This window comes from Bacillus sp. FSL M7-0003 (assembly GCF_038628485.1).
GTDB classification, from domain to species: domain Bacteria; phylum Bacillota; class Bacilli; order Bacillales; family Bacillaceae; genus Bacillus; species Bacillus safensis.
This window is the reverse complement of the sequence record NZ_CP152024.1, coordinates 1,809,523-1,826,030: the sequence shown is the minus strand read 5'-3', so window position 1 is coordinate 1,826,030 and position 16,508 is coordinate 1,809,523. Positions and strand designations below refer to the sequence as shown.

Here is a 16,508-nt window from a genome sequence, read left to right as displayed (position 1 = left end):
GAGAATGACAGCCGTCTTTTCACCTTCACTGATGTGCATGGATCTAACGCACTTCCGTGAACAAATTCATCTTCTCAACACGAGAGCAGACCGGTACCATGTCGACGTGATGGATGGGCATTATGTGAAGAATATGACGTTATCACCCTTTTTCATTGAACAGCTTCGGAAACTGACAAATTTACCGATTGATGTTCATCTAATGGCCGAACATCCGCAGGAATTTTTAATCGATGCATGTATTGATGCAGGCGCAACGATGATTTGTTTACACCCAGAAGTCGTGCAAAAAGATGCCTTTCGAATCATCCGGCATATTCACCAAAGAAAATGTGATGTTGGCTTTGTTCTAAATCCCGCCACACCAGTTGCAGCATTAGATTCCTTTATTCATTTAATAGACAGAGTGACGATCATGACAATCGATCCAGGCTTTGCCGGGCAGCCTTTTATTAAAGAAATGCTTCAAAAAATTAAACAGGTGAGAGATATCAAAAAACACGGAGGATACTCGTTTTCAATTGAAGTAGACGGCTCTTGTAATGAGAGCACGTTCCGGCTGCTTGCTGAGGCTGGAAATGAAATTTACATCATCGGCACCTCAGGTTTATTTGGACTTCATAAAGAACTCGACACTGCTTGGGAAAGAATGAAGCAAATATTTGCAAAAGAAACAGCCTCAATCGAATCACGTTAGTAAAAGAGAGGATGAAAACCATCCTCTTTTTTACGCAAATTTTTACTAAAACACAATTCATCCACCAAAACTTACCTAAAAACAAAATAAAAATCAAAAATTCATAATTGAAAGCGCTTTATTTATGTGTTATCCTTCAAATATCTTTAGTAAATATTTAGTCAAATAACGATGAGGAGTTTGCCTATGACCACACTCAAAGATATTGCTCATGATGCAAAAGTGTCCGTTTCCACTGTATCCCGTGTGTTAAATGGCGATCAAACGCTTGCCGTTTCACACGCAACGAGACAAAACATCCTCGACATTGCTAAGAAGTTAAACTATACCCCAGTGAGAGCAAGAAAAGCAGATCAAACAGAAGAAAAAAGCCCATCTGAATCCCCAGTCATCGGTGTCGTTGTCGCTCAATCCATTGACGAAGAATTAAATGATCCCTTTTTTTCATCGATTCGAAAAGGAATTGAAAAAGAATATGCTAAACAAGGCTTGTCCACTCTCCATACCTTTCGCCTAAGAAGCATGGATAAAGGGGCGATACTAAAGGATATTGACGGCTTGATCGTCATTGGACGAATCAGCCCGGATACGGTTGAAAAAATGACAAATCGAATGGAACACATTGTTTTTATCAATCATTATGCGGATGAAGATTTGTATGATTGTGTACATGTGGATTTTGTCAGAGCGGCAGATCGCGCCATTCGTCATCTGCAATCTCTTGGCTATACACATCTAGGCTATATTGGCGGGAAAGAGCGGGAGCATTATTTTGAAGGTAATGCTGTGATTGAGGACGAAAGACAAACGACGTTTATGAAAAGAATGCAGGAGGCGGGCGCTCTTCATATGGAAGACATCCACATTGGTGAATACTCTATGCAAGAAGGCTATACGCTCATGCAGCAAGCGATCAAAAAGGGAAAACTGCCGCAAGCCTTTTTCATTGGAAGTGACTCTATGGCAATCGGCGCAATGCGCGCTCTGCATGAAGCCGGTCTACACGTACCTTCAGATGTATCCATTGTTGGGTTTAATGACATTGAAGCCGCGTCATTTTCAAGTCCGCCGCTTACGACCGTCAAAGTATATACAGAAGAAATGGGGGAAGTCGGTCTGAAGCTTTTGCTTGAGAGAATAAACGGAAGAAAACTTCCTCTAAAAGTCGTCGTGCCAACAACACTCATCGAGCGAGGCAGTACATGTCTCATCCATGAAAGGGGGTGAACCATAGATTTCAGCACACAAAAAAGAGACAAAAAAGCAGAAAGCAAGCTGCTTAGCATGATGGCCAGATCATGCTAAGAACAAGGCAGCCTGCCGGTAAGCTCTCTTATCTCTTAGAAAAGAATAGAATTCCAGTATAATGGACTTCCTTTGTTTCCGCAACTGCATGAATTCTACCGATTATCGTCTGAATTTTCAGTGATTAAAAGGAGGAAACCATGAATAAAAAAATCATGCTGCTGACTGCAGCCATGTTCTTGACCATGATTTTGTCTGCTTGCGGTAATAACAGCTCATCTGGAGCAAATGGAAAGGTCACCTTGACGCTATTTTCAACGATGAGCAACAGCGGGGAAAGAAAAGCGTTTGAAGAAGTCATTCGCGAGTTTGAGAAGGAGCATCAACAGATTCGAATCGATGCTAATTTCCCAGGCAACAGCTATGAAGATATGATCCGCGTCAAAATGGGAGCAAACGATATGCCAGACCTGTTTGATACACATGGCTGGGCCAAACTGCGCTATAGCGAGTATGTGGCTGATTTAAAAGAGATGGATTGGGTCAAACAGCTTGATCCTTCACTCGACCAGATTTTAAAAGACCAAGATGGGAAAGTGTACGCTTATCCGCTGAATCAAGCAAAAGACGGGCTTAGCTTTAATGCCAATCTATTAAAGGAATATGGCATAGAAGTGCCTAGAACACTTGATGAATTAAAATCTGCTTTGCTGACAGTGAAAGAAAAGAGCAAAGGAGATGTTGTGCCGCTCTGGATACCAGGAGGAGATAACTCAAATATTGCCCAAGTCTTTGATGAGCTGGCGACGCCTTTATTAATCACCGATCAAAAGCATCAATACGGAAAAGAACTTGAAAACGGATCATTTGATTGGTCTCTCTATACCCCGCTTGCACAATTCATGAAAGATCTGAAGGATCAAGACCTTTTAAACAAGGATGTCCTGACAGCGAAACTCTCTCAAGCGCCTGAACTCATGGCACAAAACAAAATCGCCTTCACCTTTGTCGGAGGATCCTTAGGACCTGAAGCAACAGAGCTGAATTCATCGATCAAAGTAGGCACGATGCCTGTTCCAGCCATTCATAAAGGAGATGAACAAAGCTGGATTGGCGGAGAACGTTTTACTGTTGCTGCTTGGAAAGACTCTAAGCATCTAAAAGAAGCAAAACAATTCATCGATTTTTTAGCAAAACCTGAAAACGCAAAAAAAATCGCAGAGGGCACATCCTCTGAAACAGCTCTAAAACAAGTGAAAGCGAAAAACTATTACTCTACATTTTACGATCAATACAAACAGGTGAAGATTGAACCGTATTTCGATCGAAAATACTTACCAAGCGGAATGTGGGCGGTCATGGCAACAACCGGTCAAGAATTATTAGCAGGCTCCATCACACCAGAACAGTTATCAAAGAAAATGGAAGAGGAATATAAGCGTTTGAAAAAACAATAGCCGATGGATGCTGAAACAGGAGTGAAGCCAATGAATGACATCACAAAAGCAAAGCAGCCAGCCGCATTCACCTCTTTACCAAAAGAAAAGATGCAAAAACGCCAGAATTCCTCACTTTGGTGGATGTACATGCCAGCTGTTCTCGTCGTCAGTACCTTTATCATTTATCCTTTTTTGAACGGCATTCAGCTTTCTTTTACGAATTGGAACGGTTTCTCACAAACTTATCAATGGATTGGTCTTGAGCAATATCAAAGACTGCTTCAGGATCAAGCGACATGGCTTGTTGTCAAAAACACGCTTCTCTATGGAATTGGGAGCACCATCTTGCAAAATATCATCGGACTTGGATATGCTCTTTTATTAAATCAAAGCTTAAAGATGAAAGCCATCACAAGAACGGTCATCTATTTACCTGTCATGATCAGCCCGATTGCGATGGGCTATATTTGGTATTTTGTGTTTGCTTACCAAGGCGGTGCCTTAAATGATGTGGTGACGCTTTTTGGATTCGATCACATAAATGCGCTCGGCAATCCGGAATTAAACACATGGATCATTGTGCTTGTCAACACATATCAATTTGTGGGGATTGCGATGATCATTTATTTAGCAGGACTTCAAAGTATTCCTAAGGATTATTATGAAGCGGCTCAATTAGACGGCGCATCGAGCTTCCAGCAATTCAGGCGGATTACATTGCCGCTGCTTATGCCGTCGATCACCATTAATGTTGTGCTGAATGTCATTGGCGGGCTCAAGCTCTTTGATGTCATTGTAGCACTCACGGGCGGCGGACCTGGAGATTCCTCGCAATCCATGTCGACCTTTATGTATGATCTGTATTTCAAACGTCAGGATGCAGGCTATGCAGCGACGCAAGGGGTGTTCATGGCGGTCATCATCCTTGTCATTAGTGTCGCAGCGCTGATTTATTTCAAACGAAAGGAGACCGAGGTGTGATGGATAACGCCTATAAACGCAAGAAAAGATGGTACTCCGTCCTCGCACTATTGATCACATTGCTGCACCTCATTCCATTTTATATTTTGGTGACGACATCATTAAAGGGGATAGGAGATTTCAGTTCAAAATGGCTGTTTCCGAAAGCACTGCATCTTGAAAACTTCCGCACAGCATGGACAGAGGCTCAGCTTGGCCAGTCCTTTTTGAATACAGTGATCATTACGTTCAGTTCCGCTGTATTGCTCATTATCTTTGGATCTCTTGCAGCCTATCCGCTTGCAAGAAGGAACACAAAGCTGAATAAAGCAGTCTATGTTTTATTTATTGCCATTATGGTCATTCCACCGCTTACAGCCCTTGTCCCGCTCTATAAAATGGTCGTTCAAATCGGGATGATGAATACCTATCAAATTGCTATTTTAAATAATGTGGCTGCTTTTTTGCCGCTGACAATTTTCTTATACGCAGGCTTTATCCGGTCGACAATTCCAAAGGAGCTTGAAGAAGCTGCTCGTATTGATGGAGCAGGGACACTCAGAGTTTTTTTCACAGTCGTTTTTCCGCTTTTGAAGCCCATTACCGCTTCCGTATTAATCATTGCCTGCGTGTATATTTGGAACGACTATCAATTTGCTATCTTCTTTTTGCAAGATAAAGAGATGCATACACTCACAGTCGCCTTATCCCATTTTTTTGGTCAAAATCAGCATCAGCTTCAGCTCGTTGGGGCAGCTGCACTCATTGCGATGCTGCCAATGGTCACGATGTTTTTACTTTTGCAAAAATATTTTATCGCAGGGCTTTCACAAGGCTCTGTCAAAGGCTAGCCCAATATGGATGTAAAAAGGAGAGTCGTCTATGTCTAAAATTACATTTATCGGTGCAGGGAGTACCGTGTTTGCTAAAAATATATTAGGAGATTGTCTGTTTGTTCCCCCCCTTGCAGGCTTTGAATTTGCATTATATGATATCGACCACAACCGGCTGAAAGAATCAGAAACAATGCTCTCGCATTTAAAAGCAAATTACGGTGCAAACGTGACCATCCAGTCCTATCACAACCGCAAAGAAGCCTTAAAGGATGCAAAATATGTCATCAATGCCATCCAAGTTGGAGGCTATCGGCCAAGTACTGTCATTGATTTTGAAATACCTAAAAAATACGGATTAAGACAAACGATTGCGGATACGGTAGGGATCGGCGGCATCTTCCGTTCCCTTCGGACGATTCCTGTCATGCTAGACTTTGCAAAGGATATGGAAGAGGTTTGTCCAAATGCTTTATTGTTAAATTACACGAATCCAATGGCCACACTGACAGGTGCGATGCTTCGCTATACTCAGATTCAAACGGTTGGTCTCTGTCATAGTGTGCAGGTGTGTACAAAGGACCTATTTGAATCTCTTGAAATGGAACATGAAGGCATTGAAGAAAAAATCGCCGGCATTAACCATATGGCATGGTTATTAGAGGTAAAACGAGACGGAAAAGACTTGTATCCAGAAATCAAAAGACGAGCAAAAGAAAAGCAGCAATCGCGGCATCATGATATGGTTCGTTTTGAACTGATGGATAAATTCGGCTACTATGTCACAGAATCCTCAGAGCACAATGCCGAATACCATCCATATTTCATCAAATCACGGTACCCTGAACTAATCGGTCAGTTTAACATTCCGCTCGATGAATATCCGCGACGCTGCGAGGAACAAATCAACAATTGGAATACAATGAAGCATGACCTTGTGGGAAACACACAGATCACACATACCCGCTCAAAAGAATATGGTTCCCGGATCATTGAAGCGATCGAAACGAACGTTCCCTTTAAATTTGGTGGAAATGTTCTGAACACTGGCGGGCTCATTGACAACCTGCCTGAAAAAGCTTGTGTAGAAGTACCGTGTGTGGCAGATCGAAGCGGCATCATGCCATGCTATGTCGGAGAAATACCTGAACAATTGGCAGGACTCAACCGAACGAATATCAGCTCACAGCTGATGACGATTGAAGCAGCGATGAGCGGTAAAAAAGAACACATTTATCAAGCAGCTCTACTGGATCCACACACAAGCGCTGAACTATCAATTGATGACATCGTGAATCTTTGCGACGACCTCATTGAAGCGCATGGGGATAGACTGCCAGCCTACAAAGAGGCTACACAGTATAGCGCTTCATCACCGTTATCAAATTAATCATGCTAATCAATCTTTTTTAAAAAAATAGGAGTCGGTGAAAATCACAGGAAAAAGAGACAAATGGATGAATTGAAAGTTTGTTGACGCTTTCATCTGTTTTGCAAATAAAACACACTGTCTTCATAATGAAAGAATCCGAAAAACGAAGGAGTCATTCATTATGAAAACATATGTGAAAAAGTTTATTGAAGAACTAAAAGAATCCATGAAGCATTACGGTGAATCTATCATTAAAATTAAGTTAAATCTATAATAAATGAATAAGGAACAAGACCTGATGTGCAAATGCCATCAGGTTTTTTTATACAAAAAATCACAAATAAATAGAAAAAATTCAGAAAAATAATTGACTGAAAGCGCTTTTAATATTATGATTACCTCAAAATTAACCATGAGTTACTCAATTTATCATCACTATATTGGTTAACTCGTGATAAATTTTGATGAAAATAAAGACGATGAATAAAAGGATGGTGACAAACAACGTGTCTAAAGAAGAAATTTTATGGGGCATCGCGCCTATTGGATGGAGGAACGATGACATTCCAGCACTTGGCGCCGAAAACACACTATCTCATTTATTAAGTGATATTTGTGTCGCTGGCTTTGAAGGAACTGAAGCAGGTGGTTTCTTTCCAGAAGCAGCTGTCTTGAATAAAGAACTAAAACTTCGCAATTTAAAAATAGCTGGAAAATGGTTTAGCAGTTATATGATACGAGATGGTTTAGCGGCTTCAATACAAGCATTCAAAAAGCATTGTCAGTACTTGCAAGACATTCATGCTAGTGTAGCTGTTGTCTCAGAGCAAACGTATTCCATTCAAAAAGAAAACATCAACATCTATCAGCATCAGCCATCTTTCACAGGTGAGGAATGGGCACTGCTTTTAGAAGGTCTCAATGAATTAGGTCAAATAGCAAACAGTTATCATCTCAAACTAGTCTATCATCATCATCTCGGAACAGGGGTACAAACCTTATCAGATGTCACACGTCTTTTAGCTGGAACAGACCCTCGGTATGTTCACCTTCTATATGATACTGGACATATTTACGTATCAGATGGCGATTATTTATCCTTGCTCAAGCTGCATATCGACCGTATCCAGCACGTGCATTTTAAAGATGTGAGAAAAGAAGTGATGGAAAGCTGTCGTCAAAAAGAATTGTCTTTTTCTGAATCTTTCTTAAATGGATTGTTTACAGTACCTGGGGATGGCTGTATCGATTTTAATGAAGTATACCGTTTGTTAATCAGTCATGGCTATAAAGGGTGGATCGTCATAGAAGCTGAACAGAATCCTGCGATTGCCCATCCTTTAGAATATGCATTAAAGGCTCGTCAGTATATTGATGAAAACTTGGCTATTCATTCTTAAAGAGAACAGGAGAAAAGACCATGAACAAAAGTCAACAAACCAATTTAAGATCTATTATCCTAATTTCGACCTTTGGAGGACTTCTTTTTGGTTATGACACTGGTGTATTAAATGGTGCATTACCTTACATGTCTTTACCGAATCAGTTAAATTTAACAGCATTGATGCAAGGGATTGTGACAAGTGCATTATTATTAGGTGCAGCATTAGGTGCAGTCATATGCGGACGTTTATCAGACAGGTTCGGACGCCGTAAAACTATTTTTTACTTAGCCGCTCTATTCTTTTTTTCTACATTAGGATGTACTGTATCACCAAACGCTGAAGTAATGGTCTTATTCCGATTCTTATTAGGGCTTGCAGTTGGAGGAGCTTCAGTCATAGTTCCAGCCTTTTTAGCTGAAATCTCTCCAGCAGAAAATCGCGGAAGAATCGTCACACAAAATGAACTGATGATCGTATCCGGTCAATTACTTGCTTTTACCTGTAATGCATTGATTGGAAATATATTTGGAGAGAACCCGTATGTATGGCGCATCATGCTACCAATTGCGGCGATTCCAGCCATTATTTTATTCTTCGGTATGCTAAAAGTGCCAGAGAGCCCAAGATGGCTTGTAACAAAGGGGAAAAACAAAGAAGCACTTCAAGTACTTCACCGCATTCGCTCAAAAGGAGCGGCGAAAACGGAGTTGCTCGAAATAGAGAACGCTTACAGGGAAGAAGTGAATTTAGATAAAGCGACTTTAAAAGATTTATCCACGCCTTGGATTAGGCGGCTTGTGTTTATCGGCATAGGAATTGCGGTTGTACAGCAGTTCACAGGAGTTAATTCCATCATGTATTACGGAACAGAAATTTTAAAAGATGCAGGTTTCGAAACGAAGGCAGCACTAATTGGGAATATTGGGAATGGTGTTATCTCTGTCCTTGCTACATTTGTTGGCATTTGGCTGCTTGGCAAAATAGGACGTCGCCCTATGTTAATTTCAGGCTTGATTGGAACAACCTTTACATTACTGTCTATCGGCATTTGCTCTAATTTTTTTGCAGGAACAGCCTTTCTTCCATATTTGATTTTATTTTTGACGATTACATTCCTTGCATTCCAGCAAGGCGCCATCTCTCCTGTCACTTGGCTCATGCTGTCAGAAATTTTTCCTCTTCGGCTGCGGGGGCTTGGTATGGGGGTAAGTGTATTTTGTCTATGGATGGTGAACTTTTTAATTGGTTTGACGTTCCCAATATTACTTGCTCAGATCGGCCTCTCGATGACTTTCTTCGTTTTTGTCGCTTTCGGAGTCCTGTCTATTTTGTTTGTGGTGAAGTGCTTACCGGAAACAAAAGGGCTGACACTTGAAGAACTAGAAATGAATTTCCGTAAGCACGATCAAACATCAATTGACATCACAACAGATCATCAAACACTGTCTTAAATAAAAGGGATGAAAACAAAGATGGTGTCGAACCAATTTGTGAAAATGGAGTTTCAACAGTAAGGAGTGTTCAATAGATGAAAGTAATAGATTCAAAGCTCATTTCAATGAAAAGCATACTGCATGAAGCAAAACAAAAACAATATGCAGTAGGACAAATGAATATCAATGGTTTGCAATGGGTGAAAGCCATCTTACTTGCGGCAAAAGAGGAGCGATCTCCTATCATTTTAGCAGCATCTGACCGGCTCATTGATTATTTGGGCGGCTTTCACACGATTGTAGGCATGGTTGAAGGGTTAATGAGAGATTTGGAGATCAGTGTCCCAGTTTCTTTACATTTAGATCATGGCATGACTGTCTCTCGGTGCAAAGCTGCCATTGATGCAGGATTTAGCTCAGTCATGATAGACGGCTCTTCCTATCCTCTTTCACAAAATATTGCCATGACAAAAGAAGTTGTTCATTATGCCTCTAAAAGAGGTGTATCTGTCGAAGCTGAAGTTGGCTCTGTTGGAGGAATGGAAGATGGCTTGATTGGAAATATCATCTATGCTGATCCATACGAATGTGTGCGCCTTGTGAGAGAAACAGGAATTGATGCCTTGGCCGCAGCACTCGGTTCAGTGCATGGCCCTTATCAAGGAGAACCGAGGCTAGGATTTGATGAGATGAAGCAAATAGCTGAACTCACAGACGTTCCGCTTGTCTTACACGGCGGTTCAGGCATTCCTGTTGATCAGATTCAAAGAGCTATCTCACTTGGTCATGCAAAAATCAATGTCAACACTGAATGCTTGGAAGCTTGGAATCAAGCTGTCCGAGCTCAACTAACTAAAAACAAAGCAACCAATGATCCACAAACAATTTTAACACCTGGTACAGAAGCCATTAAACAAGTTGTCAAGATGAAAATCCAACAATTTGGATCAAGTCAGCGTGTTTGAGCACATCTAGCAGACACTCCCATAGATAAGACGAAAAGGAAGATTAAGCATGATAAAAACGAAAAGAATCCAGCAAATAAAAGAATATGTGATCCAACATCAGTCTGTCTCGTTAGATGATCTTGTCACAACCTTTGGGGTGTCAAAAAATACGATTAGGCGAGACGTTCAAAAGCTCGTTGAAGAAGGACATATCCAAAAGGTTTATGGGGGAGTAGCAGCCAATCATGCAAGGCTTGAATCATTTCATGACAGACAAACACGAAACCAACTTCAAAAAAGATGGATTGCAAAAGATGCGGCTCGATTAGTAGATGATGGCGATGTCATTTTTATTGACTCTGGTACCACAACATTAGAAATGATTCATTTTATAAAAGAAAAGGAATTAACGGTTGTCACGAACAACTTAGACTTTATTGTACAAGCATTGCCTTACACTCAGCTTCAAGTCATTTCAACTGGCGGCCAATTAGAGCGGAAAACGAAATCATTTTCCAGCATTACTAATACAAATGATGTACTTCAATACAACTTCGATAAAGTGTTTATGGCCTCAACAGGGGTCTCTATTTCAAATGGAGTAACAAATTCATCGCCAGTAGAAACAAGCATGAAGGAAATGGTCGTCAAAAAAGGTAGAGAAGTGATTCTATTAGTCGATCATACAAAATTCAATAAATATGCGATGTTGACATATTGCCAGCTGGATGAAATCGACTACTTAATCACTGACGATTCTCTGGATACCTCCTATACAACCTTTTTCAAAAAGAATCAAATCAAATGGATCGTTGCTCCTTCACAAGATGAAAGTCAGCAAACTTTAACATGAAGGAACATGTCAAAAATATTTTCAGATAAGGCAGGGGAAAAAATGGACACAATCAGATTAACGGTGAGTCAAGCATTGGTCAAATTTTTAAATGCCCAGTACGTTGAATATGACGGTGAAAAAAAGCCTTTTATCAAAGGAATCTTTACTATTTTCGGTCACGGAAATGTGTTGGGGCTCGGTCAAGCCCTTCAAGAAAACCCTGGAAGACTCGAGGTATATCAAGGAAGAAATGAACAAGGGATGGCACATGCTGCAACGGCTTTCGCAAAACAAAAGCAACGTAAACAAGTAATGGCCTGCACCTCATCCGTTGGGCCTGGCTCTGCCAATATGATCACAGCTGCTGCAACGGCAACAGCGAATCAAATTCCACTTTTGCTTTTCCCAAGTGATGTCTTTGCCACACGACAGCCAGATCCAGCACTTCAGCAGATTGAACAAACATACGACTTGAGTTTATCGACGAATGATGCCTTTCGGGCTGTGAGTAAATACTGGGACCGGGTTTCAAGACCAGAACAGCTCATGTCCGCACTGATTAACGCCATGCGTGTTTTAACAAATCAAGCAGATACTGGTGCGGTCACAATTTCGCTTCCTCAAGATGTTCAAGGAGAAGCATGGGATTACCCGCTGTCTTTTTTTCAAGAGCGGACGCATTTTTTAGACAGATATGCACCTTCAGCAAGAAGTATTCAAGAAGCAGCGGCACTCATTCGTAAGAAAAAGAAGCCTTTCTTGATTTTAGGCGGAGGGGTGCGTTACTCAGAGGCGGCTGACGAGTTTGTCCAATTTGCTGAAACTTTTCATATACCCTTTAGTGAAACACAAGCTGGTAAAAGCTGTGTTGAAAGCAGCCACCCATTAAATGTAGGCGGACTTGGTGTCACTGGCAATAGCGCTGCCAATGAACTCGCTCAGAAGGCTGACCTTATTATTGGCGTCGGCACTAGATTTACAGACTTTACAACATCATCTAAACGGCTATACGCAGACAGTGATGTTTTAACGATCAATCTATCCGATTACCATGCATCTAAATTAGATGCAACAACAGTCATTTCTGATGCGAAGATGGCACTCCTTGCATTAAAGGATGAACTAGCAAACTATCAAACAGGTTATCAAAATGAAATCAAAGAAGCAAAGCAGCGCTGGGCACAAGAATTACATCGGCTTCATCATATTCAGTACACTGAAACAGGCTTTACACCTGAAATTAAAAGCCACTTTGATCATGAATTAGATGAATATAAGGAAAAACTTCATACAACGCTACCTCAAACGACTGTACTTGGCTGTTTAAACGAATGGATTCCATCTGACGCCATTATTACATGTGCTGCAGGCAGTCTCCCAGGAGATTTACAGAGAATGTGGGTGACAAAAGAGCGAAACACATATCACCTTGAATATGGATACTCTTGTATGGGCTACGAAATTGCTTCTGCACTTGGAGTGAAAATGGCTGAACCAACCAAAGAAGTGTATGCCTTAACAGGTGATGGCAGTTATTTAATGCTGCATAGTGAACTTGTCACAAGCATTCAAGAGGGCTATAAGATTAATATCATTCTTTTTGACAACTCCGGTTTTGGCTGTATTAATAATTTGCAAATGGGCCATGGAATGGACAGTTTTGCGACTGAATTTCGAAAAAGAAACAAGAAAACAGGACAGCTTGATGGAGAGATTATGAAAATCAATTTTGCACAATCAGCAAAAGGTTATGGAGCAAAAACATATGAAGTTCATACACTCGATGAACTGAAATCTGCGGTTGAAGATGCTAAAAAGCAGACAGTCAGTACCCTGATTGATGTGAAGGTACTTCCAAAAACTATGACAGCAGGTTACGGTGACTCATGGTGGAACGTAGGTATCTCAGAAATCTCTGATAAAGAACAGATCAAAAAAGAATATGAAGAAAAACAGCAAAAATTAAAACAAGCAAGACAATATTAAGAAAAGCTACATGAAAGGTGTGTGCATAATGGCTGATTTAATTGTACCGAAACAAAAAAGAGACAAAGAGGGAAAGGTGCTGAGCATCACACCTCAATCAGCAGGTTGGACCTATATTGGCTTTGAGGTGTACACATTGGCAAAAGGTGAAAACCTTCGTAAAAAAACAGGTGGAAATGAGGTGTGCATTGTCATTCTCTCAGGTAAACTTCATCTCCAAACGAAAGAAGAGACATGGAAAGAAATTGGGGAACGAATGAATGTTTTTGAGAAAACACCTCCTTTCTCCATTTATATACCAAACGATGATCATTACGAAATTGAAGCCATAACAGATATTGAGATCGCCGTTTGTAGTGCACCTGGAAAAGGCACATATCCAGCTCGTCTCATTCTTCCTGAACGAGTAGGGGTTGAACATAGAGGCGCAGGTAATATTGCAAGACAGGTTCACAACATTTTACCCGAACATGAACCAGCTGACCACCTGCTTGTTGTAGAAGTATTTACACCGGAAGGAAACTGGTCGAGCTATCCGCCGCATAAACATGATCAAGATAATTTACCGCACGAATCTTATTTAGAAGAAACGTATTATCACAAAGTAAACCCAGAACAAGGTTTTGTTTTACAAAGAGTATATACAGATGATCTTTCACTAGATGAGACAATGGCTGTAAGAGATAGTTCCGCCGTTCTTGTACCAAAAGGATATCACCCTGTGTCAGCACCACCAGGCTATGAAATCTATTATTTGAATGTCATGGCAGGTCCAGTGAGAACTTGGAAGTTTCATAACAATGCTGAACATGAATGGGTGATGAAAAACAAATTGAGTATGAAAAGGGAGGGGCGCTGATGCTAGACTTAACATTTAAACAAGATCGGCAGCTTGATGTTATTGCAATGGGTAGATTATGTATTGATTTAAATGCGAACGAACTGAATCGGCCGATGGAAGAGACGATGACTTTCACAAAATACGTCGGGGGGTCTCCAGCCAACATTGCCATTGGTTTAGCAAGGCTTGGTATGAAATCTGGATTCATTGGAAAAGTCGCTAACGATCAGATGGGACGTTTTGCAACAAGCTACTTGGAAAAGAACAACATCAATACAGACGGCATTGTCATAGATCAATCTGGTGCTGTCACGGGTCTTGCTTTTACTGAGATTAAGAGTCCCGAAGAATGCAGTATTTTAATGTACCGAGACAATGTAGCAGATTTAAAAATCGATGTCCAAGAAGTATCTGAACAATATATCAAAAAGGCGAAAGCCTTACTCATCTCAGGCACTGCGCTAGCAAAAAGTCCATCAAGAGAAGCAGTATTTGTGGCACTTGATTATGCACGTAAGCATCACGTAACTGTCTTCTTTGACCTGGATTATCGTCCATACACTTGGCAAACCGAGCAAGAAACAGCGATTTATTACAATTTAGCTGCTGAAAAATCAGACGTGATCATTGGCACAAGAGAAGAGTTTGATATGATGGAAAAACTCATAGCAGATGGACCGTCAAATGATGAATCAACCGCCAAAAAATGGTTTTCACACCATGCCAAAATCGTTGTTATTAAACATGGGGGTGATGGTTCCATCGCTTATACACAGGATGGACAGTCATATCGAGGCGGCATCTTTAAAACAAAGGTCCTCAAAACATTCGGAGCGGGAGATTCATATGCTTCAGCCTTTATTTATGGACTGATGAACAACATGTCCATTGAAGAAGCTATGCGTTTTGGAAGCGCTTCTGCCTCCATCGTAATTTCTAAGCATAGTTCATCAGATGCCATGCCCACAGTTAAAGAAATCAAAGACTTTATGATCGAAACAAAAGTTGAACAATCACAACCAATTTAATCGTAGAGGAGAGAATACCATGGCTAAAACAACTGTCAAAACATTAAAAAATTATATTGGAGGAGAATGGGTAAATGCTGAAACAAGTCAAACTGAACCCGTTTATAATCCAGCAACAGGGAAAATCATTGCAGAAGTTCCCCTATCAACAAAAGGAGATGTAGAACGAGCAGTTCAAGCAGCAAAAGAAGCGTTTTCCAGCTGGTCTAAAACCCCTGTACCAAGACGTGCACGTATTCTCTTTAAATATCAGCAATTATTAGTCGAAAAATGGGAGGAATTAGCCGAACTGGTTACGCTCGAAAATGGAAAAAGCTTAACTGAAGCGCGCGGAGAAGTACAGCGAGGCATTGAATGCGTCGAATTCGCAGCCGGTGCCCCAACTTTAATGATGGGAAAACAGCTGCCAGATATTGCGACTGGACTTGAATCAGGCATGTACCGCTATCCTATTGGTGTCATTGGCGGCATTACGCCATTTAACTTTCCAATGATGGTTCCTTGCTGGATGTTCCCGCTTGCCATTGCCTGCGGAAATACATTTGTCTTAAAACCTTCAGAACGTACGCCTGTTCTTGCGGCACGGTTAGCAGAGCTGTTTGAAGAAGCGGGTCTTCCAAAAGGTGTTCTTAACATAGTCAATGGGGCTCACGATGTCGTTAACGGCCTGCTTGAACATCAAAACGTCAAAGCTATTTCATTTGTCGGCTCTCAGCCAGTCGCAGAATATGTCTATAAAAAAGGAACAGAGCATGGCAAACGTGTCCAAGCACTTGCAGGGGCTAAAAATCACTCCATTGTCCTAAAAGACGCAGATATAGATGCAGCCGTCAAACAAATTGTTGGTGCTGCCTTTGGCTCTGCTGGAGAAAGATGTATGGCTGCAGCTGTTGTCACAGTAGAAGAAGATATCGCTGACGAGCTCATTCAAAAATTAATCGCTGAATCCAATCAAATGGTCATTGGAAATGGTATGAATGAAGATGTTTTCCTCGGCCCGGTCATTCGGGAAAGTCACAAAGAACGAACGCTTCAATATATTCAATCAGGTATTGAAGAAGGAGCGAGTCTCATTCGTGATGGCCGCAAAGATCGTGAAACAGAGGGAGAAGGATACTTTATCGGACCGACTATTTTTGATCATGTAACAAAAGAAATGAAAATTTGGCAGGACGAAATTTTCGCTCCAGTTTTATCCATTGTTCGCGTTTCATCGCTTGCTGATGCTATTGAAATTGCCAATGAGTCTAAATTTGCAAATGGTGCCTGCCTTTACACTGATAGTGCATCAAGTGTGAGGGAATTCCGCGAGAATATTGATGCAGGCATGTTAGGTATTAATGTCGGTGTTCCAGCACCAATGGCATTTTTCCCATTCTCAGGTTGGAAAGATTCTTTCTATGGCGACCTGCACGCAAATGGCACGGACGGTGTTGAATTTTATACTAGAAAGAAAATGGTCACCGCTCGTTATATGTAATACAACATACTCCTATCAACTTCAAAA

The 16,508-nt window shown here is 41.0% G+C and carries 14 protein-coding genes; all 14 read left to right on the top strand.

The window, feature by feature from the left end; translation table 11 throughout:
• Positions 1-4: 4 nt before the first annotated feature.
• The 14 genes from alsE to MHI23_RS09170 all read left to right on the top strand — a co-directional run bounded on the left by alsE (position 5) and on the right by MHI23_RS09170 (position 16,481).
• Positions 5-697 (top strand): D-allulose 6-phosphate 3-epimerase, encoded by a 693-nt coding sequence (gene alsE / locus MHI23_RS09235; RefSeq protein WP_024425190.1) that lies wholly within the window; start codon positions 5-7, stop codon positions 695-697.
• A gap of 186 nt (positions 698-883) precedes the next feature.
• Positions 884-1,924: a LacI family DNA-binding transcriptional regulator gene (locus MHI23_RS09230; protein WP_342492455.1), complete on the top strand. Its 1,041-nt coding sequence runs from the start codon at positions 884-886 to the stop codon at positions 1,922-1,924.
• A 218-nt stretch (positions 1,925-2,142) separates the two neighbouring features.
• Complete coding sequence (locus MHI23_RS09225) at positions 2,143-3,399, top strand: ABC transporter substrate-binding protein (RefSeq protein WP_326483880.1); 1,257 nt, start codon at positions 2,143-2,145, stop codon at positions 3,397-3,399.
• A gap of 30 nt (positions 3,400-3,429) precedes the next feature.
• A complete protein-coding gene (locus tag MHI23_RS09220) occupies positions 3,430-4,362 on the top strand; it encodes a sugar ABC transporter permease (RefSeq protein WP_280149544.1) in 933 nt (310 codons plus the stop codon).
• A complete protein-coding gene (locus MHI23_RS09215) occupies positions 4,362-5,192 on the top strand; it encodes a carbohydrate ABC transporter permease (protein WP_024425187.1) in 831 nt (276 codons plus the stop codon). The genes MHI23_RS09220 and MHI23_RS09215 overlap by 1 nt, the downstream gene beginning before the upstream one ends.
• Positions 5,193-5,223: 31 nt before the next feature.
• Positions 5,224-6,564: an alpha-glucosidase/alpha-galactosidase gene (locus MHI23_RS09210; protein WP_197172889.1), complete on the top strand. Its 1,341-nt coding sequence runs from the start codon at positions 5,224-5,226 to the stop codon at positions 6,562-6,564.
• A gap of 488 nt (positions 6,565-7,052) precedes the next feature.
• A complete protein-coding gene (gene iolE, locus MHI23_RS09205) occupies positions 7,053-7,946 on the top strand; it encodes a myo-inosose-2 dehydratase (protein WP_103132509.1) in 894 nt (297 codons plus the stop codon).
• A 20-nt stretch (positions 7,947-7,966) separates the two neighbouring features.
• Positions 7,967-9,382: a sugar porter family MFS transporter gene (locus tag MHI23_RS09200; RefSeq protein WP_327823377.1), complete on the top strand. Its 1,416-nt coding sequence runs from the start codon at positions 7,967-7,969 to the stop codon at positions 9,380-9,382.
• Between the two features lie 77 nt (positions 9,383-9,459).
• Positions 9,460-10,329 carry a class II fructose-1,6-bisphosphate aldolase gene (gene fba / locus MHI23_RS09195; protein WP_135031625.1) on the top strand — a complete coding sequence of 290 codons (870 nt, stop codon included), beginning with the start codon at positions 9,460-9,462 and terminating at the stop codon, positions 10,327-10,329.
• 49 nt (positions 10,330-10,378) lie between these two features.
• A complete protein-coding gene (locus MHI23_RS09190) occupies positions 10,379-11,164 on the top strand; it encodes a DeoR/GlpR family DNA-binding transcription regulator (protein ID WP_135031627.1) in 786 nt (261 codons plus the stop codon).
• Positions 11,165-11,206: 42 nt separating this feature from the next.
• Positions 11,207-13,132 (top strand): 3D-(3,5/4)-trihydroxycyclohexane-1,2-dione acylhydrolase (decyclizing), encoded by a 1,926-nt coding sequence (gene iolD, locus MHI23_RS09185; RefSeq protein WP_135031629.1) that lies wholly within the window; start codon positions 11,207-11,209, stop codon positions 13,130-13,132.
• A 28-nt stretch (positions 13,133-13,160) separates the two neighbouring features.
• Positions 13,161-13,991 (top strand): 5-deoxy-glucuronate isomerase, encoded by an 831-nt coding sequence (iolB, locus tag MHI23_RS09180; RefSeq protein WP_135031631.1) that lies wholly within the window; start codon positions 13,161-13,163, stop codon positions 13,989-13,991.
• Positions 13,991-15,001: a 5-dehydro-2-deoxygluconokinase gene (gene iolC, locus MHI23_RS09175; RefSeq protein ID WP_125587395.1), complete on the top strand. Its 1,011-nt coding sequence runs from the start codon at positions 13,991-13,993 to the stop codon at positions 14,999-15,001. Before iolB ends, iolC begins: the two co-directional genes overlap by 1 nt.
• A gap of 19 nt (positions 15,002-15,020) precedes the next feature.
• Entirely contained in the window at positions 15,021-16,481 is a 1,461-nt protein-coding gene (locus tag MHI23_RS09170; protein WP_149126597.1) for a CoA-acylating methylmalonate-semialdehyde dehydrogenase, read from the top strand.
• The last annotated feature ends 27 nt before the right edge of the window (positions 16,482-16,508 follow it).

What these genes read in the sequence shown, in the direction of transcription:
- alsE (WP_024425190.1), top strand. Translation starts at nt 5, where the DNA reads ATGACAGCCGTCTTTTCACCTTCACTGATGTGCATGGATCTAACGCAC.
- MHI23_RS09230 (WP_342492455.1), top strand. Translation starts at nt 884, where the DNA reads ATGACCACACTCAAAGATATTGCTCATGATGCAAAAGTGTCCGTTTCC.
- MHI23_RS09225 (WP_326483880.1), top strand. Translation starts at nt 2,143, where the DNA reads ATGAATAAAAAAATCATGCTGCTGACTGCAGCCATGTTCTTGACCATG.
- MHI23_RS09220 (WP_280149544.1), top strand. Translation starts at nt 3,430, where the DNA reads ATGAATGACATCACAAAAGCAAAGCAGCCAGCCGCATTCACCTCTTTA.
- MHI23_RS09215 (WP_024425187.1), top strand. Translation starts at nt 4,362, where the DNA reads ATGGATAACGCCTATAAACGCAAGAAAAGATGGTACTCCGTCCTCGCA.
- MHI23_RS09210 (WP_197172889.1), top strand. Translation starts at nt 5,224, where the DNA reads ATGTCTAAAATTACATTTATCGGTGCAGGGAGTACCGTGTTTGCTAAA.
- MHI23_RS09200 (WP_327823377.1), top strand. Translation starts at nt 7,967, where the DNA reads ATGAACAAAAGTCAACAAACCAATTTAAGATCTATTATCCTAATTTCG.
- fba (WP_135031625.1), top strand. Translation starts at nt 9,460, where the DNA reads ATGAAAGTAATAGATTCAAAGCTCATTTCAATGAAAAGCATACTGCAT.
- MHI23_RS09190 (WP_135031627.1), top strand. Translation starts at nt 10,379, where the DNA reads ATGATAAAAACGAAAAGAATCCAGCAAATAAAAGAATATGTGATCCAA.
- iolD (WP_135031629.1), top strand. Translation starts at nt 11,207, where the DNA reads ATGGACACAATCAGATTAACGGTGAGTCAAGCATTGGTCAAATTTTTA.
- iolB (WP_135031631.1), top strand. Translation starts at nt 13,161, where the DNA reads ATGGCTGATTTAATTGTACCGAAACAAAAAAGAGACAAAGAGGGAAAG.
- iolC (WP_125587395.1), top strand. Translation starts at nt 13,991, where the DNA reads ATGCTAGACTTAACATTTAAACAAGATCGGCAGCTTGATGTTATTGCA.
- MHI23_RS09170 (WP_149126597.1), top strand. Translation starts at nt 15,021, where the DNA reads ATGGCTAAAACAACTGTCAAAACATTAAAAAATTATATTGGAGGAGAA.